Raw genomic sequence first — 23,890 nt, forward strand, 5'->3', positions numbered from 1 at the left:
ATTGATAAAAGGAATTAACCAATGAAAAAAATAGCTTTAGGTTTAGCTTGTTGTGCTGCACTGTTCGGTTCAGCAGTTTTTGCAAAAGAAGTACGTCTTGCTTCTGACTTCACTTACCCACCGTTCAACTACAAGAATGCAGACGGCACGCCTGTTGGCTTCGATATTGAAATTGCAGACGCATTATGTGCTCAAGCAAAACTAGAGTGTACTTGGGTTTCACAAAGCTGGGATGCACTAATCCCTAGCCTGCTTGCTCGCAAATCAGACGTGATCATGGCGTCAATGCGTATCACAGACGACCGTAAGAAAAAGGTTCTGTTCACTAACAAGTACTACCAAACACCCGCTCGTTTCGTGGCAGCGAAAAATGCTGACTTCACCATTGATCAAGCTGGTATGAAAGACAAAGTGATTGGTGTTCAGCAAGGTACGATTCATGACCGCTACGTAACAGACAAGTTTGGCGCAGTTGCTGAGATCAAACGTTACACAGGTCAGGACGAAGTATACATCGACATGCAAAACGGCCGCTTAGATGCGACATTCGGCAACGCAGACCAACTGTCTCTCGCTTTCTTAGATAAAGCAGAGGGCAAGAGCTTTGAATTCAAAGGCCAAGCGGTAACGGATAAAGCCTACATCGGTGAAGGTACTGCACTTGCGCTTCGTAAACAGGACCAAGAGCTGGCAGAGAAGTTTAACCAAGCTATCGTCGAAATTCGCCAAAACGGTACTTACGATAAGATCGCAGCGAAATACTTCAGCTTCGATATCTATGGTGAAAACCTATAAATCAATCTCATCATCTTTAGACACGATTTATTGAGATGAAAGCCGGCTATCAAGCCGGCTTTTTTTGCATGCCGCTTTGTTTGACATGCGACTATGACTTTTGGATGTGTTTGCTATACAAATTCGCCAACGGCTGAGCAGAAAAACCGTGGGCAAAAATGCTCATCAATACCGTTAAAGTCACAACGGCGAACAACTGCTCATAACCTTGAATAGAACCGAATTCATGAGCGACCAACAGCGCATACAATATAGAAGCAATACCTCTTGGACCAAACCAAGCAATAAAGCTCATGGTTGAAAAATCAAGTTTACTTCCAAGCAAACAAAGAATCACAGGCAGCATTCGCAATACAGTCAAACTTAGTAAAGCGTAAACAATCACGGGTGCTGAAATGTAGTCCCAAGTGACAGGCACAAAGGCAAAGCCAAACACAAAGAAGCTGATCAACACCAAAAGCTCACCTTCACTCTCGGCAAAATCTTCAATGTGCTCACGAACACCTTGATTGGTATTTCCAGCATATAAGCCAGCGAAAAACGCAGCGATAAAGCCATTGCCAGAAACCACCTCAGCACTGTAGTAAGAGAGAATGGCTAAAGCGATAGGTACCAAATTGCGATAGGTTTCCACCATCCACCCTTTCTGCAAACACTTCATCTGCGCTTTTGCACCTAAGTAGCCAATCGCTGCGCCAGCCAGACAACCAAACACAATCTGCTCAGCAACGTAAATCATCCAGTTACCTTGAGGTTCATGGTGAATGCCAGCGCTTATCGCTGCCACAACCGTAATCAAGACAGGGAAAATAATGCCGTCATTTAAACCACTTTCAACATTGATGGTAGAGCGCACTGTTTTGGGAACGATAGGATCGGAAACAACCGCTTTTCCCAGTGCTGCATCGGTTGGCGTAAGAATCAAAGCCAGCAACAGTAAATCCAAAAATGGCATTTGCGGAAAAAGGATTTTTCCAGCGATGGTTCCTGCGACTACCGTGATGGGCAGACCGATAAAAAGCAATCTCGCCGGGATTTTCCATGATTGCTTTAAAAGGCCGAGATCCAATAATGCTGCATCGCTAAACAGCACCAAAACTAAAGCGATTTCGACCAGTACCGTGACCATATTGGCATCGATATTGAGCTGCGCAAAGTTCAGTCCGAGCGGAGAAAACAGTAGACCGAGTCCGGTAAATACCATTGGTCCGGAAATATCATAGCGAGCCAGAAAATTAGAAATGTAACCGTAACTGAGAATCACTAGAGCGATTACAAGGATAATGATGTGTTCTTCCACAAGCCTGCGCCTTTTGGGAGTTGAATCCGCTTGGATTAGTGCTGATTGAATTCAAGAATACCGTAACCATTTAACAATAGACGATAATTTCAATTCTCCCTGACCAATTTCTATCGATTTTTCTCACCAATCTTGTTCACGACCCTAATAAAAGTTTATGTGATTTAACTCACAACCATTTACTTAGCGTGCTAACTAAATTATATTACTTAGCACGCTAAGTAAATAAGAGTTAATCATGGTACACGACATTGCAAGCCTCAAAGAATTGTCTCTCGCTGAACAGTTAGCTCGCGTTTCACGCCTGTGGAAAATGGTGGCTGATCGCGAATTGGCGCCACTTGGTCTTACGCACCCGCGTTGGACGGCGCTATGGAAACTGAGACGTCTGGGCGACAACGTAAGTCAGAAATGTCTTGCTGAAGCGCTTGAGATTGAATTGCCATCGTTAATGCGCACCTTAAATCAACTAGAAGAGCAATCTCTCATCACTCGCTACAGCTGTAAAAGTGATAAACGCGCTCGAATCGTACGACTGACCGAAGATGGAATATCACTGCTCAAACAGATGGAAGAAAAAATCGTCGAAGTTCGTAGCCAACTGCTGAACAACATCAGTGATGAAGAGATAAAAATGCTTTCATCGATACTCGACAGAGTCTCACATAGCGCGCTTGACGCACTTAGTAAAAAGTCAGAAACCTTAGAATAAAAGAGAAGTTTTACATCATGACACCAGATCAAAAATTCGCTCGCTGGATAAAATATTCCTGCTTCGGGTTTGTCTTTGTATTCGCCTATTTCCTCGTTGCGGATTTAGCGATGCCTTTGACACCTCAAGCCATGGCGACCCGCGTCGTCACAAAAATTGCCCCTCAAGTCAGCGGTAAAATTGCCAATGTTTATGTGGAAAACAACCAAGCTGTAACCAAAGGCGATGTACTGTTTGATATCGATCCAACCCCTTACCAATTAGCGGTTGAACAGGCGGAACTGAACCTAAAACAAGTAATGCAAAATAACGAACAACTCGACGCTTCCATCGCCGCTGCACAAGCAGACGTGAAAGCCAGCGTTATCGTTGCTGAGCAAAAGCGCCGTGAAGCAAATCGCCTTAATACTCTTTTCCTTCGCAACGGTACTTCACAACAGTTAAAAGATGATGCGCAAAGTGCCGCAATAGCCGCTCAAGCTAACGTTGCAGCAGCGCAAGCTCGCCTAAAGCAGTTACAAGTTAATCGCGGAGAAACGGGTAATAACAACGTGAGTATTCGCGTTGCACAAAACCAGCTGGATAAAGCAAAACTGAACCTTTCTTATACTCGCGTTGTGGCAGAGCACGATGGTGTTGTTACCAACTTGCAATTAGAAAATGGTACTTACGCAAACGCGGGCAGCCCACTTGTAGCGCTAGTTGCAGATGAAGTGGATGTGATTGCCGATTTTCGTGAGAAAAGCTTGCGTCATTTTTCGTCTAACAGCCGAGCTTTAATTGCCTTTGATAGTAAGCCGGGACAAGTATTCGAAGCTCAGCTCAGTACGCTGGATGCAGGCGTGAGTGCGGGACAATTCGCTGCTGATGGTAGTCTGGCAACACCGACCACATCGAACCGATGGGTTCGTGATGCACAACGCATGCGTGTTCACCTCGCGATCGATAGCCAGTTGGTTGATCATCTGCCGTCCGGCGCTCGTGCAACGGTTCAGCTCATTCCTGAAAACTCACTATTCTCGTGGCTGGCTAAAGCGCAGATTCGCTTCCTTAGTGCTCTTCACTACATCTATTAATTAGGGGGTAGCATGAGATTATGGGATCACCCATTGTCTGCGAATGATCTCAGACAGTGTCTGCGTATTGCCACTGGTGCAACCCTTGGCTTCACCATCAGTAAACTGTTCGGTTGGGACAATGGCGTGTTCTTCACGGTTACGCCAATGCTCCTGCTTGGAATGGTACCAGTAATGAATGCTCACGCTGCCCGCCAGTTAATTGCAGCCGCCGTTGTATGTGGATTAGAAATCGGCATCCTTGGAGGGCTGTTTGGTGGTCATCCGGGCATGATGACATTGATTGTATTTGGTTTATTTCTGATGAAATTTGCCTGTATGTCAAATGGCAGCTTATTTTTGTTTGGTGCAAATAGCGCTATCAGTTTGAGTATCATGCTGCATTTTGCCAGTTACCCAACAACAGACATTAACAACCTCGTATTTACGAACTTACTGGCGAGTGTTATTTCCGTGGCTATCGCCTATTTAATGACATTCTTTATTCCAGATGTTGAGCCGAGAGAGCCACCACCAAGACCATTGGAAGCCAAGAAAAGTCACCGTATGCGCCATGAAGCCATCATGGGCGCAAGCATAGCAACGCTGTCATTTATTGTGTTTCAGGTATTTAACCTAAGTGACTCCTTGTCTGCTCAAGCCACGACGGTACTGCTTCTTTTCCCTATGAACTGGAACGGCGCAATGGGTTATGCGCGTAAACGTGCGATGGGGACATTAATGGGTGTGACATTTGGTTTGCTTGGGCAAATTCTGTTGTATGACTGGTCAGATTTACTACTGTTTGTTGTGCCGATTCTTTGGATTGGAGCAATGATCTTCAGCTATATGCACGTGAAAGAGTCGAGCGGTTCGGGGGCGGGATTTGGCGGCTTAACAACACTTGGAATCTTGTTCGGCCAATATCTGACTCCGGGTGGTGACTTGGTTTACAGCGCTCTCTACCGTGTTAGCAGCATTCTGTTTGCGATTGTCGTGACACTGCTAGTGACCTACTTTGTTCATCGCCTGCTCAACCGTTTTGAGTCGACCCGATTCAGCCACGAGATGGCGTAGTTCCACCCATAGCAACTGTTCAATCTTTCACAATAGCGCCGCCAATATAGGCAGCCGCCTGTTGGCGTTGAGCCAAATTGCTAATAGTAAAAAGCCACCTGCATAGCAGGTGGCTTTGAATGGCCCCAATAAGGAGGCTACAACACATCAAGTTATATAACTAGCGTCGGTGTGCGCTTTAGCATTCAACTTCTACGGCAGAGAACATCCATTACACTCCGTATTTTAGCCGAATCATAACTTTTAAGCGTTATTTGTATACTCTGTCCCTTAACCTAAATGCCTTTCGGGCAGAGCCCAAAAGGACAATCACCACCTTCGTAGAAGGTGGTTTAGGGGTAGAAAACAAAAAGCCCTCTCCGTAATAGATACGGGAGGGCTTTTTGTTCTATAGCACACCAACATTGTTATGGAGATAATTTAAACGAAAACATAAAACATTATCTCAGCTCTAAATCCATTTAAAGCATGTAAATATAATACATCAATATTGGAATACAGAATTAGCATTGTTTAGGTATGTTAACTATCAACGCTAAAATTCCAATTACTTTATTAGGAAAATAAAAAATAGATAGTCCCTTAGGGGAACTCCATATAAATTCTTGAATGGAACCATACTCTATCCCCCTACAGCTTTGTTGTTCATATAGATATACAATAGCAGCTATAATAAAGAAAGCTGACACTTGCTAATACTTAGTCAGTCAGGAAATATAAAATCAATTGGCTTTACAAAAATAATTAGGACATACCACATCTCTCTTACGCCACAATAAGTTAACTTAATGTGGCTTTTTTTCATTTTCTATACCAATACAGACCAAAAATACGATAGCCGTAACTCAATAAAATCATCAACACCATGAATATCGAAGTTCAACTTTCTCATTACGTATATCTATTACTATTAGCAACCAAACCCTAGATCTTTACTTTGAGCTAATACTGCCGCTCTGCATTGCGGCATAATAATCGGCGAAATATCAAGTTCGATTGAAGGTATGAAAAATGTATACATCTACTATCTTGATAAGAGCAATTTTACACAGAAAAGGCTTGAATGATGACATTGCAGATTGCTTCCTCAGAGCACGTTTATTCAATTTAACAAATGAGGACAAACTAGATATCCAATGTTATGTAGCAAATGGAATGAATAAAAATGAAGCGATAAAAAAACACATATCAATAAAAAAACAAATATTGTTCAACAAATTAACTTCGGGTCACTATGATAATTTACTTTCATATTATCGATGAATTAGTCAGAAGTTATAAATTAATAAACCGGAATAAAAACCATTCGTCAACCTATTATTTACATATGATAATAAGTATAAATTTATAATATGATAGGTATTAATAAATATGAGTAACCTATGCATTCATCTTATGAAAATAGTAACCAAACACACTTAAAAGATATAGCAAAAAAACTATCTAAAACTCGTCCCACTGAAAAGCAACGTAATGAGAAGCGAGTTAGAGATAGGATAGAAGAGATTAAACAAGATCGAGAGTTTGAAGCTCTTTGGGGCACCGGCTAAGCACCAAGATGTTCACTAAATCTACATTTCATACAGGCAATATTGATGAGTAAGATAAATTATTTTGTATATGCGCTAGAAGCTTGTGAAAAAGAAAGAATCCGACAATGGGCAGAAGCAGAAGCATTATGGTTGAAGGCTCATTCTTATACACATGTAGGCGAACCAAATCGACACTGGTCATGGGCTCGCCAGGTCTATTGTAGGGCTCGTAGATTTTCTGACCATGTGAATTAAAGATCTGTTTTTGCTCATGGAGTTTAAAAATTTGTAGAATTTAAAACGGCAGAAGTTCACTAGGTAAAACATACTAAAATAATTTATTTCTTTGAATTATATGCAATATATCAGTCACTTACCCTATTTAATCTCATAGTTAATTTAGGATATAAAATGAAATATAGTTTGGACATAAACGATTGGATTTGTATTGAAGGTGACGAGAATGATTATGTCATAGAACGTTTTGAAGTGCGGATTAAGGGTAAAAAACCATTAATATTGAATAAACCATCTTTTTCTAAGTTGGTTTTTGTTACACAGCAGTACTTGAACCTACCACTAAATAATACCAAGACTTTCTTAAAAGAAACTGTATTGGACTCACCTGAACCTATGATGTTAGTTGAATATATTAGGTTGATAGAATATTTAGAATCAAACTAATATCTGAAATAATTGACAGGTTTAAAGTAAATTATTATTCAAGACATGATAAAAACAGAACCAATAAATTTTTAGTATAGGCTTAATAATATGAATAAGAAGACGTTATATATAGAACTAGCTCAAGAAGCATGCCAAAAAGAAAGAGAGTTTAAATGGGATGAAGCATATGCATTATGGAAGCTAGCATCTGAAGCGACCGATAATGGATCAGTTGATGAATATTGGGCAAACTGCCGAGCTAAATTTTGTAGCCGTTTCTATAGCTCCAACAACAGAGAAAACCCTTATTTTTAACAAAAAAATCAAAAGAGAGAGAAATGAATTATTTAAGAAGCCCACTAGCTATCAATGAAATCAAAGCAATTTCGCAATTCAGTATTTCGGTATCCATCGGGGAATTTCTTAACAAGAAAGAGATTCGCAATCAACATATTGAAAGTCATCTATTAAAAATTATGAAGATGAACGAAAAATCTGGTCACCCGTTAAATATTGGTTCTTTAAATGGTATGGATATTAATTTTGAAAATGCATTTCTAAAGGTAAAAGACCACGTTAAAATGATTGAAGAGACCAATGATTATTTATCTAAAATTCCTTTGAAAATTCTATTCATAGAGTTATTCAATTTCCACAAAAATATATTATCTGAAATTGACATTTAAATATTATGAAAAGCATAAATAGTACATTAAGCTGCTTGCTAGTAGATACCCCATCTACATCAAGTAATGTAATTTCAAATACACTAAGGAGTAAAGATTTCGGCAAGATTTTTCTAGAAGAAGATGTGTATCGATCAAGCTCGATAGTCGAATATCATGATATTGACCTTATCATCTTTAATATAGGAATAAAGAAAAAAAACGTCCTAGATTTTCACGAAAAATTAAAGGAAATCAATTATAAAGGTAAAATATTATACATGTCAGATCATGAAAGTGAATTGTACATGGAACTCGCTTACAGAAGTGGTGCCGATGGCTATTTTTGTAGGCACCAATGCTGCTTGATATTGAATGAAATTTTAGATTCAGTATTAAATGGATATAGTTATTTCAAAATTAGAAAAGGAATCTCTCCTGAAAGACAAAAAAATAAGCATCCAAAACTCTCTAGTCAAGAACTAAAGGTTTTAAGCTATCTACTAGATGGAATAAGTAACAATGAGATAGCTAAAATACTATCGATAAGTCCAAAAACCATTAGTACTTATAAAACTAGGATATTAAACAAGTACGACGTTAATACAATTTTTGATGTAATGAAGTTTCATAATAAATCGTGATTTTTGTACAACCTTAAAATTAACATAATAAAAATTGTTAACAATGAAAAATACCCGACAGAACCACCGTTATTGTTATTGTTATTGTTATTGTTAGCTTCCGTATATAAATCATCAAAATATTTAATTCTCTTTTCTTTACTAGAGGTAAATTTTGGTTTTTCATTTCCATTGAGGACCTGCTCAATCCATAGACTATAGTGCATTATCTCAGTAAACACTGATGTTGCATTATAACTTGGGTCGCCACAGAAAGTTGCAGGACCATAGCTCGTTAGACCTACCTGTATATAGTTATTTCCATTGTACCAATATAATGGACCACCTGAATCCCCATGACATGTGCTTGCCTCAAGTCCGTTTGATGGATTAATTCTTCCCTCCATACATATTTTCGTTTCCGACATATTACTATAGTTACATTCATCGTTGCTCACATAAATTAGCTCCGATTTCATTAGAGATTTATTGTTGTCCACTCTATATGATGTATTCCCATGCCCTACTGCAAAGAAAATATTCTCCGTTGATCTATAACTAATTCCTTCAACAGGCCGAATCAAAAAATTACTTTCATTAATATTGACCAAAGGTTGCTCTAGCTTCAGTATTGCTATGTCATTATCTAATGTGCCTCTATCGAAATCATTTGGATAGTAAATTTCTGAAACTCTTGATTTTTCAATAATATTAAACGGGTAATCCGTCTCATATTGTAGTAGTGGTACAGCAGTTGTGAAGAGCGAATATATGCTGTTATCTGGTTCTTCACTATAAACACAATGAGCAGCAGTAACTAAATGGAGCGCATCCAAAATCGAGGCTCCGCAATAACTACTACTATAAAAATTGTCGTATTCGATTGAGTCAACAAACAACGCCACATAAGAAGAAAAAGTCGTTATGTCGGCTTCAGTACCATTAACTATATATCCGTGGCTAGCTTCACGTGCTGATGCGCTCGCCCAGCTAATGCTCATGGCTAACAAAGAGACTGTCAAAAGTTTCATTACTACACCTTGTTTACATTTAAACGTCATAAAGGCGCACAATGTAACCAAGCCGTAACATGCTAAGCGAGCAGAAAAGCAAGCAATCCACAAATTAGCAGAGAGAACTAGAATTTTTATAATGTATATATGTAATATTCAGAATATAAAACCAAATAAGGCACAATTAATTTGTGGTTATATATTGTTAGAGAACAAGAACTGTATAAGATTTGGCTGACTGAGGAGGACATAAACACTATGCAGCCTAAAAGGTACTCCTGTTGATATGATTTTGCGCAATCTAAACGAATACGGACAAATCTAAATAAAGGCTAATAAAGGCTATTGACGAAGGAATCGTAATGTTTAATACCTACAGAATACTTCCAGTTTGTTTCCTTCGGGATCAAAAACAGAAGTTTTATAATGTTTATCCTGTCCAATACTAGGACTGCAACAAATATTGGCTCCTAAAACTAATGACTTCCTAAAGAAAAGATTAACAAGTTCACTGTTTTCTACGCTAAAGGAAACTGTTTTGTTCCTAGTTAGTCGTTCAGAATGCGTTACCCAAAAACTCAATTCAGGCCCTTTACCAAAGCCCGCTGCATGCGGTTGGCCGGTTAGATTACTTGGTAGTTCAATGATAAACGAGTAACCGATAGCAGACAGCAATTGCGTATAAAAGTGTTTACTTTCCTCAAAATGAACAACAAAAACACCTATTGAATCATTCATGAATAACCTACAACCTCAACAAAAAAAGCATAGGATGACTATCGTCGAACCTATGCTTTTTGATTTATTCATACTTTAAATAACTTACTTTTTGTATTTAAAAGGTAGTAGATTGGCATCTACACGGCGATTCAACTCACGACCTTTTGGTGTGTTGTTATCGGCGATAGGCTTACTTTCACCAAAACCAGCAAGCACCATCTGCTCGGCTGCAACGCCATTACTATTTAGCCATTTCGCAACAGATAATACTCGTTGCTTCGATAGTTCCAAATTATACTCTTCAGAACCTATTGAATCAGTGTGCCCTACAATTTCAACTTTCGCTTGTGGATGTGCGACTAGTTTTTTTGCAATATCAATAAATTCTTTAGATACATTGCTAGTAGAAAACTCAGTACTATTTACATCGAAATAAATAACTGTGCTTTGTGCTGGCATTTCACTTATAACAATCTCTACTACTGAATCTTTTACTGGTTGTACGGATTCTACATATGTTACGGGTTCAATATAAGATTCAGCCTCAGTGACAGCAGTATTTGACGAATAGTCACTGCCACCAAAAGTATAGGCAAGCCCCATGAAGATCGCGTGACTGTTATATTCATTATGACCTGGATCAATTCCATCAACATATTGATAACTTACAGACATTTTCACATTTGGAATAAAGCTGTAGCTTAAACCAACTTCACCTAAAGGAGAAAAGCCATCATTATCATAGCTACCTGAATCAACATTCCAGTATGCAACACCTAAACGGCCAAATAGACTCATTCGATCACTGAAGTACCAATCATACTTTAGTGCTGTTTCATATAGTTCTGTACTAACATTACTACCAGTGTAGTAATCTTCATAAGACTCAAATGTTTGATAGCCTAAATCCCAACTCCATTGATTATTGAACTGTAGACCACCATAAAAACCCAATACATCTCCATCAGGGCGACCACCTTGGTCATGCTCTTCATTAAAACCTAACTGGTGACCATATTTAAGACCAATAAATGGCGAAACACCTTCACTTGCACTTGCATTCACCAACAGCGAATTACCTAAAAATAAAGCCGTAGCTACCAATAAGCTCTTATTTGAATACCTCATTAAATCCTCATCGAAATAAAAAATGATAGAGATTATATTTTTTTTATTCAAAACACACGAAGCATCATAAATAATAAAAAGCTCTTCATGCTAAATGCGTACCCGTAGAAATCCGCCTCCTTAGAAGGCGGCTATGATTTACAGCCCCCATAAAGACAGCATACCCTTCGCTGTTAATCTAACCGCGCCTCATGTTCTTGGCCTTTCTTGTCTTGGTGTCTAACGTATCGCCTGATAATTTCTTCATTTACACTGACCGTATCAACAAAGTGAAAAAAGGACTTAAGAAATTTAGTTGTATTTTCTTTTTGTTAATTCTAGAAGCAGGCTGTAATTCAGAAGGCGCATTCACTGAACTACAAGCAGAAAGCACAGAATCAAATGTTAGTATTATTGAGATTGAGGTGACACCTTCGAAAGTTACCGTCTACAAAGGTCGTACACAAAAGTTCATAGCAAATGCAACGTACGATGATGGTACAGTTATTGATTTAGGCGATTCAGTGGCATGGGAGATTGTAGGTACCCATACAGTCGTACAAGTTTCACCTATTGGCATGCTCACTGACATTGAGGTAAACACCACAGAGGTTATTGCTTCTAAAGACGGTATTTTAGCAACCTAGTAAATGTTAAGGTATGTGATTTATCAGGGACCTGTATTGACGTATTCGATACAGGAGTGGAAAACTATTTACTAATTCACCATCCGTGCATTATTTGGAAAGTATAAAAGGGGCACCTCACAAGTGGAGTCCCGCGGGCGCTTAATCGTCCTGACAGCACTCAAGTGGAACAATGTAAACGCGCTATGCGCTTTCTATAATACAATACGAATAATTTCGGAGGACGTAATAACACGCGGCTTCCAACAAGATAGAAGTTAATCTCTGAAATATTCGATAGGTTCTGATGTGTGTGGCCTGCCGACCTAACCTATTGGACGTCGACGGAATACGGTTACCCATTTTACCATGTCGTAAATCTCAGCCATGGTGGCGACAGCGCCTATGCCATGAGTTTGGACTATTATGCCACCTGCGTATCAACTACTTAGCGTTTTGCTTTAGTCAAAATGGCTTCGTTGCGAAATATAGGAGTTTACAGCCCCCCTGAAAAGGAGCCTACCTGCTCTGTTAGCTTATCTTCAACTCTAACTTGATCTTTCTTGTCTTGGTGTATTACACATCGACTGATGATCTCTTCATTTACACCAACCATATCAACAATGTACTCTCTTGTCCGAAGATGATTCCCGAAAAAGTTTCTTTCTTATATGGGGAAATTTATTGAACTAGCGGGTTGCTTAACGTCAATTCAACATCTCAATTAAGGTTGATATCGATACTCTTGGGGTGCTATCACAACTAAATGAACGAAGTCCGTCTGGGCTTGTTGCAAAAAAAAACAGTTCTAGGTTGAAACTATCATCGTCTGTAGTAATGATTGGTAATAATCAATGACGAACGAGGCTAAATTGAATGACTTTGCGCCAGAAATTGTCTTATGGTGCGACCGTTGCTATAGGTCAACACCGAGAAGTCACGCCTATCTTAGTGACATGCTACAGGAGCCTGGTACTTCAGTAGATCGTTCAAACATTTACCGCACCATCACTTCGTAAAAAGTGAGACGCTATCAAATGATTAACTAAGAGTCATCCTAGCAACTGGATGAAACCTAAGTCAAAATAAAAGGAAAATGGTTTTATCTCTATCGAACTATCAACAAGCATGGCCAAGCGCTTGATTTTTGCTTCTCTCACAAACAAACGTAATCGTCATTCAGCCTATCAGTTTCTCAGACGTTGTCTGCGTTATCATCACCGAGAAAAACAGCCGCAAACTATAAATACGAACAAGCACTCTTCTCATGGTCACACGTAACTCGACTGAAAAAAGAAGGCAGATACTCAACAACGTCAATTCAAGCGTTTGAATAATGGTATCGAACCCGACCATGCCCCGATAAAAAGCTTGTTATCGCAACAGGCGGTTCAAAATATCGAAAGCGAGCCTGGTCAACAATTCAAGGTCTCCAGTCATTACGAATGTTGAACAAAAGTCAGTTAGATTTTTGTTTGAAAGGGGTGAACAAAAAAATTTAACCGGGAGCGTTCTGCCTTTATGAATCGTTTCTTCGATGCTGAGGTCATTTTCTACTAGAGCCAGAAAGCGTAATAATCGAAGTTTGTTTCGGATTGTTTTTTGCAACAAGTTCGTGCCTTGGATGATGATACCTAGTTTGTCATAAACTCGATTACTACTCTGCGATTACATCCTGAAATGATATTCAGCTCCTCCTCACAAACAGGCACATTTTCTCCGAATCCCTTATCTTCAATCTTTAAGCTTTGCTCCACTCTGTCACTAAGGTAGCTGGCAACTTGCTTAGCCCTGTTTTCTGACAAAATCTTATTATACTGTTCAGTTCCTGAGCTATCTGCATGACCGGATATCATTAACGTACCTTCTAACTGTTTATTCTTTAAATACATTAGGTAATTATCTAATAAGATTGTGTGACTAGGTGTCAAAGTAAACTTATCAACGTTATAATTTAGCAATAAAGATTCAGTATTTAAATCAAAAAAGCAAGTAGCATTCGTTGAACTATTATTCTCATATTTCACTCTTTCTCGGCTTATTACTTTATTTGATTTCTGCAGGCTTTCATCCGATAGCATGCCTGGTATTTGAGTATTGACTGTACGTGAACTTACAAATACCTTAGTGACAATATATTCATTACTTACGCTGTCTAAACAGCTAGCCTTTATGGTTGGCGCTAGTATCAACAGCCAAAAACTTAACCAATATTTCATATTAATTTCTCAATCGACCTTTATTAAGATTATCATCGTTTATCAGGGTAATAATTTTATTATAAACATTGTCAACATAATCAAATTCATAAACACCTTCTGAAAAACAGTTTTCATAGCTATCAAGGTTATGTTGATAAAATACTCCTGGCATAGGCTCACTAATGAAGGGGTTGTAAAAAGCCATCATTTTTACCTTTGTCCTTTCACTATGTTCACGGTTAGCCTTCTGCGCAATTTCATTACGCAGCTTTTCACATAAGCCAGAATTATATAAAGGAAGGGATCCACTGTCCCCACCTGAATAGCCGATGGAAGGCTCAAACAGAATAAACACCTGTTCAGCATTAATATCTTCTTCTTTGTAGGCTTTGTAAGCGGCATGAATAACCCCTTCAGCAGAATAGCCTCCAGAATAGCCAACAAATCTATTTCTAAAATCAGTTAAATATGACGATATTTCTAAACCATTATTAGTGAGAGCAAGAGCTGTATAATTTGCTCCATAATTAGGTCGCTCAAAAAAGAACTCATGCGCACGGTCCATGTTCAAAAACTGTTCCATCGTAGTATCGTCATCGATAATCGGAGTCTGCGAAGTAATTATAGGGTCATCAAATGGAGAAGAAATCACTACATAATCAAGCTTTTTAATATCGTCAAGGAACTTACGAAGCCCCCAGTAATCTCCACTCGTAGTGAATGTAGTACCGTTATTAGAAGAAGTTAAATGAGAAAAAATCTTGTAGTTGCCCCAAGAGTAAGGAAGGCCATAAAAATCCCCTGTAGTTCTTCCAAACTCTTTAGTCATAACCCCGCCAATACTATACCCAATGACAGAAATGCGCGAATAATTATCATTAGTGCTAGTGTGATAATCGTTAACTCTATCAACAATGTCGGCAATAGCTCGGTAGCTGTTATACTCTACAATCTCGTTCCCTAACTCATCTTGAACCCAAGACTCCATTGAGCCATTAAAACCAACAATAAAATAAATATCTTGTGGGGAACCTTGATATTGACGAGCAGCAGCAACACTATCAATATCAAATTGAGGCTCCAGCCCCATGCTGCTGTAACTCACCCATGAATGATAATTGCTTGTCGCGGAGACTTCATAGTCACTAAATGGGCTAGAGCAACCATCTTCAATCAAACACTCTACATGCGAAACATTCACTCTTATCGCACCATCATTATCAATGATATAAGAATCCACCAGTAAGTTGGCGTAAGCATTGTTAGCAATATCACTAACTTTTGGCGAAGCTACAATCGCAAGGCTAGCAACTTCCACTGCTTCTAGTGCTCTGGCATGCACCTGTGCTCGCTGGGATAACTGTACAGCTAATACAGTGATAACTACAATAAATGGCAACACCAAGGCAAAAATAATGCCTGCAGATCCTTTCTGTCGACGATAAATGTTCATACTACAATCTCGCAAAAGACAAAGAGGTACTACTAATGTGAAAGAGCTCACCAGTGCTAACACCACCAATAAGATCCATTGGAACCTCATAGCACAATGAAACTTTGTATAAAGGCATATATTGCCCGTTATAAAAAGGTAATAATTCGAGAGCATCTCTTTTTGTCGTATTTGACAAAGAACCAAAACTACAACCAGCCAACGGACCTCTATCATAAGTATTGCTAACCAAAGAGAAGTCTTCTGTGCCTCCAGAAACAGAATCTAATCTAACTTCACTTAAGCGTACGCCTAACTTATTTACCTCAAAATTTCCCATGGTGCGGTTTAGTGTTGACACCGCTATAGAGTGAACAGTGTCAACGAATGCAAGACACTGCATAGCAGAACCACACAAGCGCAGTTCTGAATCAAATAAAGAACGTTCTGAAACAATAGTAGCGAGAGAATAACTCGTCCGGTTAAGTTGCCCTTTTTGATTCAGTACTAACATGTGATTTGCAACAACTACTGTTAAACTGGTTGCAAGAACTAAGACAATCAGAAATTCAACAATAAAAACACCTTGTTGTTTTTTCAGCATCTGTTATCTCCATTTGATTGATTTAAATTTGATATTCTTGAATTGTCATAATTTCACGCCGAATTGGAATTTCGGGTAGCCATATTGAAAACAAAGGCTGATAAAGGTATTTCAATTCATATATAGCAATAGGCATAGCATAAGGAACATTTGTCGCCCCATAACAAGTCGTCACGTCATTTCCACGACATCCAGATAAAGCTGAAAAGTCTTGGAAATAACGAATATTTATCGTTACATTGTTTTCCCTGATCACATAGCTATAGGCTCCTCGAGCTTCTAACATTTTGTTTTTTGCAACCAATTCATAATTCTGGCCACTACTCAATTTTTTTGCGTACATGACTGCCCGTGTAAAGGCGTGATCTGTCATGCTCATCGAATAAATAAGAATACAATACTCAATCCAAGTAAAAATAATCATAAATAAAATGGGAATACCAATGGCTGCTTCAATAACAAACGAGCCTTTCTGCTTTGTCCTCATAACTCAATAAACCTTCTAGGATCATAATTAACAACAAAAGCGCCTGAAATCTCTATTTCTTTCAAAACTACATTTGCTGAATGTCTGTTATCAAATTGACCAACGCAGTACCTTTTCAGGTTTCCTTCTTGATACAGATAAACGACACCATGTTTAGCTTTTAAATCTTTTAAAAGTGAAGGAGGTATGACTCTATTTGTTGCCAACACTTGAATCCGGTATGAATTACTACCCACATTCACTTTTTCAACATCCATTACGTATGTTTCATCTAATGTGGAATAAGAAATACTTACATCCGAATCAGATTTAGCTCTTGGGGTATCATGCTCAATATCACCGATAGCTACTGATGAAGCCATACTATTCTGGTTAGAACGTGGGGAACTTACCTTTGCTAACGCAGAGCTATCTTCTTTCACTGCATCCGCAGCTTTTAAACTTTTTGCTTCCTCACTGAAACTCGTAGCTATACCAACCTTAGTAACAACCTCATCCAATATTCTTTTTGCAGAAAGTTCGTCATGTTCTTGCTTCAACACATCTAAAGCAATGTCCAGTCTATTCGACTTAACCGATGCTATAAGTAAATTAGATTGGATTTTTTTATCATTAGGTTGTTCAAGGTATAGCTTGTAAAGAATATCTGTAGCTTGGCGATATTTTGACTGCATCATTTGAATAAAAGCAATATTGTTATTTACTGATCGATCAGAAGCACCGAACTTGCGGCTTTCACCAAAATTTATAATTGCTTCATCATAATTTTTCTGCTCCGCATTAATTAAACCACTCAGCCAATAATAATCATAACTCACACCTTTACTCCTACGATATTGTTCCAATTTAATTAATGCAGAATCATACTGTTTTTGCATATAATCAAGTCGAGCGAGAGTAAGAATAAATTGAGGTAGTTTCCTTTCATTATCACTAAATGTATTCGCATAGAAACTCGCAGATTGAATATCGTTAGTATCCAAATAGATTTGGACTAGTTTTACTTTATATTCAGAAGAAATAGATAAATTGGATTTATAAAATTCTATCAACTTATGATTATCTCCAGTATTAATTAAAAGCTGTTCTTTAATAGCTAAACCATCATTATAACTATCTCCACTGACACAACCTGCAAGCACTAAAACCAAGGAAATAAGTGGTATCATAACTTGATTTTTCATCAGCCTAATAACCTCATTATACCTGGAGCAACAATCAAAATAACAACGGGAACCATGATAAAAACAATCATTGGAATAGACATTTTAGTAGACATTTTTCCTATTTTTTCTTCCAATTCGAGCATAGATATTTCACGAATATCTCGAGCCAAAGAACTTAATACTGGACCAATGGAAGAACCAAAGTTCAAACTCTGGTTTAATGTCATAGCAAAACTCTGCACTTCATTAGTAGGTACTAACTCATGAAATTCATCCAGAGCTTGCTCAATGCCGACAATACTGGCCCGTTCAACAGTGCAACGCACTACAAAGGCCAAATCTCTATCTACAACATTTAGCTCAGTACCTAGATAATCTAGGCTAGCTTCTATCGTCATACCAGTACCAACACAAACACTCATTAAGTCAAGCAGAAAGGGCAAACGGGAGCTAATATGCTTAGTTCTAGACTTTGCTCGCATTGAAAGGTACGTGTCAGGTCCGATAATGAAAATGAATACAATAAGCATCAGATAGAGCAATGCCATCATAAGACTAACTTGACCTATTGCCCAACCAGCGCCAATAGCTAGCAACAAAATCACAGATGGTATTATTTTAAAAAGATAATAGGTATTAACAAACAAAGGGTTGTATATCCCTGCTGAAATTAAATTTTTCCTAATTCCTTCCTTGTTAAAACTAAATCGACTGGACAATGTAGAGAGAAGTCGCTTATGATAGGACAATCCTTCATGTCCATTAATAATTTTACTAATAATGATTTCTGTTTTTGCATTTTCAAACATGCGAATAATTGTAAAAGCCATAACAAGCGAAAGAATAAGAAAGCCACCAACCATACCCATTTCATCAAATCTCATTACTTTACACCCCTTAAAATCAGCCAAATGCAAAAAAAACCGATAAACTCACTAAAAACAACATAGTAAAATATAATTTTCCCACCTTCTTCATGAATAACGAAATCATAATTTTCAGGAGTAAGAAAACGCATAATTAACAAGAAAAAAAGTGGTAAAAAGGCTAATATTTTTGCAGAAGATCGAGCTTCGGAAGTTAAAGCCAGTTTCTTTTTCTCTACTGCTCTGGAAACAAACATCAAACGTCCAATTTGTTTAATTACTTCTTTTAATTGACCACCACGATGTAAATTTATACGTATAGCAGATATGAAAAAGAAATACTCTAAATAAGGAAAGTTGGCGCAACTACGTTCTAATACATCGCCAGCATCTTCACCAATAAGTAGTCGATCAGCCATGCGTTTAAACTCATGACCAACCTCATTATCAAGTTGTTTTCCAACATACCCAAATCCATGGACAATACTTTGTCCGGAGGACATCGCTCCGCTAAGTATATTTAATGCATCAGGAAAGTGATTTTTAAATCTCTCTTGTCTATATTTTTTTAATTTTAAAACCAGCATTAAAAAAAGAAACGGTTCAACAACCAACCAACTATAAATAAAATCTTTTCTAAAAAAAATGTCATTAATTAAATATAAAACTACTGAAGTTAAAATGAAAAAAGCCAGTAATTTTTTAAACATATTGGGCTGTAAAATCATTACAATGCTTTTTATAGCTATCTTAATTGAATACAAGTAAGAATGTTCGAAATACTTTATATCAATAGCATTTCTCTCAATTCCAACAGTATCAGACTTGGCTAAACTACCATCTAGTAGTTGATCAAATATTTCACTTTCACGTTTACGAACAACAATCCAATAAACAATCAATAGTATCCAGAATAATGCGATGAGGAATATCATGAAAATAACTCCCTAACAGTAGAGTCCATACTAAAATACTTAGCACGCTCATAGATCACCGAGCGAGTTGATAAACCTAAACAGCGATATTCCCCATCCGGATGCCAGCTATCTTCCCCACATTCCCCGCTAGCTTCATATCGGAATATGTCCTCTAGTACTACATTATTCTCTTCTAATCCGACAACTTCTGTTACACACATAATTCGACGACTACCATCATGCAAACGTTTCACTTGCACTATTAAGTCAACAGCACTAACAATAGTCCTTCGAATAGCATCAACAGGTAATGTAGAAGTGGCCATCATTACCATACTTTCAACACGTGCTATAGCATCTCTTGGAGTATTGGCATGCAGCGTAGACATGGAACCATCATGACCAGTGTTCATAGCCTGAAGCATTTCAAACGCCTCTCCGCCACGGCATTCCCCAACAATGATTCGGTCAGGACGCATACGCAATGAGTTGATAACTAAATCTCGCGCAGTCACCTCCCCAGTACCTTCTACACTTGACTGACGAGTCTCAAGACGAACAACATGCGGTTGCTGTAACTGCAATTCGGCGGCATCTTCTATGGTAACAACTCGCTCCGACTCGCCAATGAATGCAGATAATGCATTAAGCAACGTCGTTTTACCCGACCCAGTTCCCCCCGAAATTAAGATGTTACACTTACAGTGGCTTGCAATAGAAAGCAGTTTCGCCATCCTCACGGAAAGAGCACCAAACTGAACTAAGTGTTCAAGACGGATTTTCTGTTCTTTAAATTTGCGAATCGAAATAGACGTTCCATCCAAGGCCAAAGGCGGTATCACTATATTGACACGACTACCATCTGAAAGCCTGGCATCACATAATGGTCGCGACTCATCAATACGACGCCCAACTGAGCCAGCTATTCGTTTAGCGATAGAATTAAGCTGCTTTTCGTTAACAAACTGAACTGCGGACTTCTGTATCTTACCGTTCATCTCAATAAATACATTATTAGGCCCATTGACCATGATATCGGATATATTATCGTTCTCTAGCAGTACCTGTAGTGGCCCCAAACCTTTCAATTCTGCAAGTAAAGCGTTAACTAATTCGCTTCGATGAGCGGAACTGACGCCAAGACGGCTTCGGTCAATCAACACATTCACAGAGCTAGTCAGCTGTTTATGCAATTCTTCATGACCAATTTCAGTCAAAGTTGCCGCATCTAACGCGTCAAAAATTTCTTCCCGAAGGTCAATATAAATATCTTTTAATTGATTCATTTTCGAAATCTCAACCATGAAAACTGAGATTTGACACTAATATTTTTTTTGGTAAGTAATTCGACAACCTGAGCTATAGGCTTCATATACTTCAAAGAACGTAGCTGTTCCATACCTTGCTTAATCAATATTGAATCTAGACTAGATTCGTAAAGTACATCCACTGCCGACTTCTGATGAATGCGCTCTTTGGCATTCTGCAAAGTCATCACATATTCCTTTGCTAAACGAGTTAGACTAAACACAACTTCAACCTGCTGCGGTTCAACTTGCTTTTTAAAAACGTTATAACAACGCAAAGAAGATACTGAAGGTTCACAAAGTATGAATATCCTATGATACAGGCCAGATTGAATCCTTTCATGTATCTCGTTGTACGCATCACAGGGAACAGAATCAATAATAAAATTGTATTCACTACTTAATGTCGAGGAAAGCTCAAACAAAGCAGAAGAGTGACCTGCTGAATCTACGCGAAGCTTCTCTAATGCCATATACGCTAACCTATCATTTAATTGATGCTGGTAGTTATTAGCGACTGCCCTATCAATATCAGACCGATTAACTACTCCACTTGAAGGTTTTATTTCAAAATTTCGAATACCCAACAATACATCGCTATTGCGTGCAGCAGAATCATAATCAACTAAAAGTGTTTTTAGGTGGGCTTGATTTGCAAGTGAATAAGAAAGTACGGAGCTGAACGTTGAAACACCAATGCCACCTTTTGTTCCGAGCACCAAAATCCGTTTAGCCTTTCGAGTGATGTCTCCACCTAATTTAATTCCTGTATGATCAACAGATAACGCGGCTAGTAGACCTGATAAATCGGGTTCCCACAATACATATACAGCACCAAGTGCTGAGATTTGCTTCTGCAATTTGATCGAGTCAAGCTTACTAAGCACCACTAAAGTTGATGAAACATCCAATCCAACTATGATTTCAGAAATTTTATCTATAATAGTATCTTTATCCATGTCCCTCATATCCAAGATCACATGAGGGAAATTCAAACCACTAGGAATTTGATTACCTTTTTTCTGTAGTAAAGATTGCACTTTCGGCTCAATAAACCCTTCCAGTGCATAAAGATCGTTGATCGATGCCAACAGTACCGAATCATTTGATATGACAAGATCCGGTAGTCCTTGGCCTTTCAACTCGCTATTATTTGAAGTGCTCTTAAATAGATTATTCAGATCCATATCCACGATTATCTGCCCTCGCCGATAGGGTTGGATAAGCTAACAGCTCGGTTATATTCCAAAGCACAACCAAACTTGTACACTTCACGTTGCAAAAAGTTATATGACCCACACTCAGGATCCTTAACCAATGCATAGTGAGCAGACAATTTAAACGGCTTATCTAGCTTCTCAGAAGAAGAAGCAATTGTAATCCGGTTACTATCTATCCCTGCAGCCTTAAAAACACGAAGAATGTGTTCGAATAAATATGGCGAGTTCACCACGTAAGACAAAACAAACTGAGATTGAGGATAGCGATGATTTACATTTTTGATGAAACTCTCAACTGGGTTACTCGGTTGTTGCGTTAGTTCCTCATCAAACTCGAACGACTCCGCTAATTCATAAATCACCGTTGTATTCGTATCATCAGCATGGGCAATGCGATAGTCACTTAGTTGCGAGCAACCACCACATAATAACAACACACATAAAAGTAAAACCTTATTCATTACTGGAAACCTCCCTCATCTGCGATTTTTTTTAATTCTTCAGACCGTGACAAATCGAGGTTTAAAAAGAGTTCTAAGTTGCTGGTACGTTCAAATTTCGGTAACAATAGACTTTCTGGGGCAACAGGATCGACAAAGTTGACTGTTGCAATAATTATTAGCTCTGTTTTTTTTCTGTTTGATGATGCGTAGCGGAACAATGAACCAATCAAAGGAATATCCCCAAGGCCTGGAATTTTTTCGACCACTTCTTGTTGTTCAGAGCTGAGTAGTCCAGCTAACACAAAGCTTTGCCCATTTTTTAATTGAACCGTAGTTTGCGCGCGACGAACCACAAACGCAGGCACAGATTGTAGACCATTTGTGGTTTCATTCATTTCATCCAGTGCGCTGACTTCTGGCAACAATGATAATCGCACATTCTCTTGATCTACTACTTTTGCAACCATAGAAAGTTTTATTCCGTACTCTTTGTATTCAATCTGATATTTATCGCCATCCCAAAGGGCAATAGGAACCTCTCCACCGACCAAAAAACTAGCTGGTTCTCCAGAAACAACCGTTAAATTAGGCTCGGCCAATATTTGTCCTATCTGGTCATTATTTATCGCGGATATAGCAGCAACAATATCTCTTGCTGAGAAATCGAACAATTTGCTAATAAATAGCCCAGGACTAGCTCCTGTATTGCTATGATAACTTATACCTAATTCCGATAAAAAAGTACTTGAGACTTCTGCCACAGTCACTTTCACATTAACTTGCTCTGTCTTTAACACCACAATATTATTAACAATCTCAGCATAAACAACAGAGTCAAAACCAGTAAATTCAGTAGCTTCATCACTACCACTGCCATCTGGACTAGTACTACCTGTCATAATGCTCGCAGGAGTAACGGCTCGCTCTTTTGATAACATTTCGCCAACCAATATATAAATCTGTTTTTTTACTCTCTCACTATTTACTGTACCGTTTAATACAACACGATCACCAATATTTATTATTTCAATAGATTCTTCAGGAAATTGGGACCGAATAGCTTCCTTTAATAGTCTTAAACTATAATTTACAACTAATTCAATATTTTTAATCTCTTTCCCAGTCTGGTCGTAAGCTATTAATGTAGTATTCCCAACACCAACACCAAATACAACCACGCGCTTATGATCTATTATTTCATAATCAGCGACTAATTTATCCGCAATAAATATTGTAGAAATTTGACGGTCCACAAAAACCGTCTTAGCTGAGCCTTGATCCAGATTTATGAATTCATTAGCAGAAACTGAAAAAGAGAGAATGGCTATATAAAAAGCAAATAAAATATCTTTCATG

The 23,890-nt window shown here is 38.3% G+C and carries 24 protein-coding genes and 3 pseudogenes; 10 read left to right on the plus strand and 17 right to left on the minus strand.

What is annotated here, in order from left to right; translation table 11 throughout:
* Nucleotides 1–21: 21 nt before the first annotated feature.
* The gene (locus L3V23_RS07330; protein ID WP_102965646.1) at nucleotides 22–795 is read left to right on the plus strand and encodes an ABC transporter substrate-binding protein; all 774 of its coding nucleotides are present in this window, start codon (nucleotides 22–24) and stop codon (nucleotides 793–795) included.
* Nucleotides 796–886: 91 nt separating this feature from the next.
* On the opposite strand, the gene L3V23_RS07335 is transcribed toward L3V23_RS07330, so the two are convergent.
* A complete protein-coding gene (locus L3V23_RS07335) occupies nucleotides 887–2,095 on the minus strand; it encodes a cation:proton antiporter (protein ID WP_102965645.1) in 1,209 nt (402 codons plus the stop codon).
* A 238-nt stretch (nucleotides 2,096–2,333) separates the two neighbouring features.
* Between L3V23_RS07335 and slyA the strand changes: the two genes are divergently transcribed.
* The 8 genes from slyA (at nucleotide 2,334) to L3V23_RS07375 (ending at nucleotide 8,446) form a co-directional block, all read left to right on the plus strand.
* Nucleotides 2,334–2,807: a transcriptional regulator SlyA gene (gene slyA / locus L3V23_RS07340; protein ID WP_042479689.1), complete on the plus strand. Its 474-nt coding sequence runs from the start codon at nucleotides 2,334–2,336 to the stop codon at nucleotides 2,805–2,807.
* Nucleotides 2,808–2,824: 17 nt separating this feature from the next.
* On the plus strand, nucleotides 2,825–3,883 hold the full coding sequence (locus L3V23_RS07345; RefSeq protein ID WP_102965644.1) for an HlyD family secretion protein: 1,059 nt from the start codon (nucleotides 2,825–2,827) through the stop codon (nucleotides 3,881–3,883).
* Nucleotides 3,884–3,895: 12 nt separating this feature from the next.
* Nucleotides 3,896–4,939 carry a DUF2955 domain-containing protein gene (locus L3V23_RS07350; RefSeq protein WP_102965643.1) on the plus strand — a complete coding sequence of 348 codons (1,044 nt, stop codon included), beginning with the start codon at nucleotides 3,896–3,898 and terminating at the stop codon, nucleotides 4,937–4,939.
* Nucleotides 4,940–6,321: 1,382 nt separating this feature from the next.
* On the plus strand, nucleotides 6,322–6,489 hold the full coding sequence (locus L3V23_RS07355) for a hypothetical protein (protein ID WP_180980290.1): 168 nt from the start codon (nucleotides 6,322–6,324) through the stop codon (nucleotides 6,487–6,489).
* 393 nt (nucleotides 6,490–6,882) lie between these two features.
* Entirely contained in the window at nucleotides 6,883–7,155 is a 273-nt protein-coding gene (locus L3V23_RS07360; protein ID WP_102965641.1) for a hypothetical protein, read from the plus strand.
* Nucleotides 7,156–7,245: 90 nt separating this feature from the next.
* Entirely contained in the window at nucleotides 7,246–7,452 is a 207-nt protein-coding gene (locus tag L3V23_RS07365) for an ANR family transcriptional regulator (RefSeq protein WP_102965640.1), read from the plus strand.
* Nucleotides 7,453–7,475: 23 nt separating this feature from the next.
* Nucleotides 7,476–7,823, plus strand: coding sequence for a hypothetical protein (locus L3V23_RS07370; RefSeq protein WP_102965639.1), 348 nt, complete (start codon nucleotides 7,476–7,478; stop codon nucleotides 7,821–7,823).
* Between the two features lie 5 nt (nucleotides 7,824–7,828).
* Nucleotides 7,829–8,446, plus strand: coding sequence for a response regulator transcription factor (locus L3V23_RS07375; protein ID WP_102965638.1), 618 nt, complete (start codon nucleotides 7,829–7,831; stop codon nucleotides 8,444–8,446).
* On the opposite strand, the gene L3V23_RS07380 is transcribed toward L3V23_RS07375, so the two are convergent.
* The 5 genes and pseudogenes from L3V23_RS07380 to L3V23_RS07400 all read right to left on the minus strand — a co-directional run.
* Nucleotides 8,431–9,456, minus strand: a complete 1,026-nt coding sequence (locus tag L3V23_RS07380; protein WP_237292142.1) for a serine protease — start codon at nucleotides 9,454–9,456, stop codon at nucleotides 8,431–8,433. The genes L3V23_RS07375 and L3V23_RS07380 overlap by 16 nt on opposite strands.
* 348 nt (nucleotides 9,457–9,804) lie before the next feature.
* A complete protein-coding gene (locus L3V23_RS07385; protein ID WP_102965636.1) occupies nucleotides 9,805–10,176 on the minus strand; it encodes a hypothetical protein in 372 nt (123 codons plus the stop codon).
* A gap of 84 nt (nucleotides 10,177–10,260) precedes the next feature.
* Nucleotides 10,261–11,286: an OmpA family protein gene (locus L3V23_RS07390; protein WP_102965635.1), complete on the minus strand. Its 1,026-nt coding sequence runs from the start codon at nucleotides 11,284–11,286 to the stop codon at nucleotides 10,261–10,263.
* A gap of 173 nt (nucleotides 11,287–11,459) precedes the next feature.
* A pseudogene (locus L3V23_RS07395) lies at nucleotides 11,460–11,558 on the minus strand (IS200/IS605 family transposase); the annotation flags it as partial.
* A gap of 829 nt (nucleotides 11,559–12,387) precedes the next feature.
* Nucleotides 12,388–12,675: pseudogene (locus tag L3V23_RS07400) on the minus strand (transposase); the annotation flags it as partial.
* 70 nt (nucleotides 12,676–12,745) lie between these two features.
* On the opposite strand from L3V23_RS07400, the pseudogene L3V23_RS07405 reads away from it, so the two are divergent.
* A pseudogene (locus L3V23_RS07405) lies at nucleotides 12,746–13,451 on the plus strand (DDE-type integrase/transposase/recombinase).
* Nucleotides 13,452–13,525: 74 nt separating this feature from the next.
* Here L3V23_RS07405 and L3V23_RS07410 read toward each other — a convergent pair.
* The 11 genes from L3V23_RS07410 to L3V23_RS07460 are packed head-to-tail and all read right to left on the minus strand — an operon-like array spanning nucleotide 13,526 to nucleotide 23,889.
* Nucleotides 13,526–14,110: an OmpA family protein gene (locus L3V23_RS07410; RefSeq protein WP_102965634.1), complete on the minus strand. Its 585-nt coding sequence runs from the start codon at nucleotides 14,108–14,110 to the stop codon at nucleotides 13,526–13,528.
* Nucleotide 14,111: 1 nt separating this feature from the next.
* The gene (locus L3V23_RS07415; protein ID WP_102965633.1) at nucleotides 14,112–15,545 is read right to left on the minus strand and encodes a hypothetical protein; all 1,434 of its coding nucleotides are present in this window, start codon (nucleotides 15,543–15,545) and stop codon (nucleotides 14,112–14,114) included.
* Between the two features lies 1 nt (nucleotide 15,546).
* Nucleotides 15,547–16,128, minus strand: a complete 582-nt coding sequence (gene tadF, locus L3V23_RS07420) for a tight adherence pilus pseudopilin TadF (protein ID WP_102965632.1) — start codon at nucleotides 16,126–16,128, stop codon at nucleotides 15,547–15,549.
* A 22-nt stretch (nucleotides 16,129–16,150) separates the two neighbouring features.
* Nucleotides 16,151–16,615 carry a TadE family protein gene (locus tag L3V23_RS07425; protein ID WP_102965631.1) on the minus strand — a complete coding sequence of 155 codons (465 nt, stop codon included), beginning with the start codon at nucleotides 16,613–16,615 and terminating at the stop codon, nucleotides 16,151–16,153.
* A complete protein-coding gene (locus L3V23_RS07430) occupies nucleotides 16,612–17,799 on the minus strand; it encodes a pilus assembly protein TadD (RefSeq protein WP_102965630.1) in 1,188 nt (395 codons plus the stop codon). Before L3V23_RS07430 ends, L3V23_RS07425 begins: the two co-directional genes overlap by 4 nt.
* Entirely contained in the window at nucleotides 17,799–18,665 is an 867-nt protein-coding gene (locus L3V23_RS07435) for a type II secretion system F family protein (protein ID WP_102965629.1), read from the minus strand. The genes L3V23_RS07430 and L3V23_RS07435 overlap by 1 nt, the downstream gene beginning before the upstream one ends.
* Nucleotides 18,665–19,582 (minus strand): type II secretion system F family protein, encoded by a 918-nt coding sequence (locus L3V23_RS07440; protein ID WP_102965628.1) that lies wholly within the window; start codon nucleotides 19,580–19,582, stop codon nucleotides 18,665–18,667. Before L3V23_RS07440 ends, L3V23_RS07435 begins: the two co-directional genes overlap by 1 nt.
* Nucleotides 19,579–20,850 (minus strand): CpaF family protein, encoded by a 1,272-nt coding sequence (locus L3V23_RS07445; RefSeq protein WP_102965627.1) that lies wholly within the window; start codon nucleotides 20,848–20,850, stop codon nucleotides 19,579–19,581. Before L3V23_RS07445 ends, L3V23_RS07440 begins: the two co-directional genes overlap by 4 nt.
* On the minus strand, nucleotides 20,847–22,058 hold the full coding sequence (locus L3V23_RS07450; protein WP_237292151.1) for an AAA family ATPase: 1,212 nt from the start codon (nucleotides 22,056–22,058) through the stop codon (nucleotides 20,847–20,849). Before L3V23_RS07450 ends, L3V23_RS07445 begins: the two co-directional genes overlap by 4 nt.
* A gap of 8 nt (nucleotides 22,059–22,066) precedes the next feature.
* The gene (locus L3V23_RS07455) at nucleotides 22,067–22,552 is read right to left on the minus strand and encodes a hypothetical protein (protein WP_102965625.1); all 486 of its coding nucleotides are present in this window, start codon (nucleotides 22,550–22,552) and stop codon (nucleotides 22,067–22,069) included.
* Nucleotides 22,552–23,889, minus strand: coding sequence for a pilus assembly protein N-terminal domain-containing protein (locus L3V23_RS07460; RefSeq protein WP_102965624.1), 1,338 nt, complete (start codon nucleotides 23,887–23,889; stop codon nucleotides 22,552–22,554). The genes L3V23_RS07455 and L3V23_RS07460 overlap by 1 nt, the downstream gene beginning before the upstream one ends.
* Nucleotide 23,890 lies beyond the last annotated feature (1 nt).

It is taken from the genome of Vibrio sp. A1-b2 (genome assembly GCF_021726015.1).
GTDB lineage: Bacteria > Pseudomonadota > Gammaproteobacteria > Enterobacterales > Vibrionaceae > Vibrio > Vibrio diazotrophicus.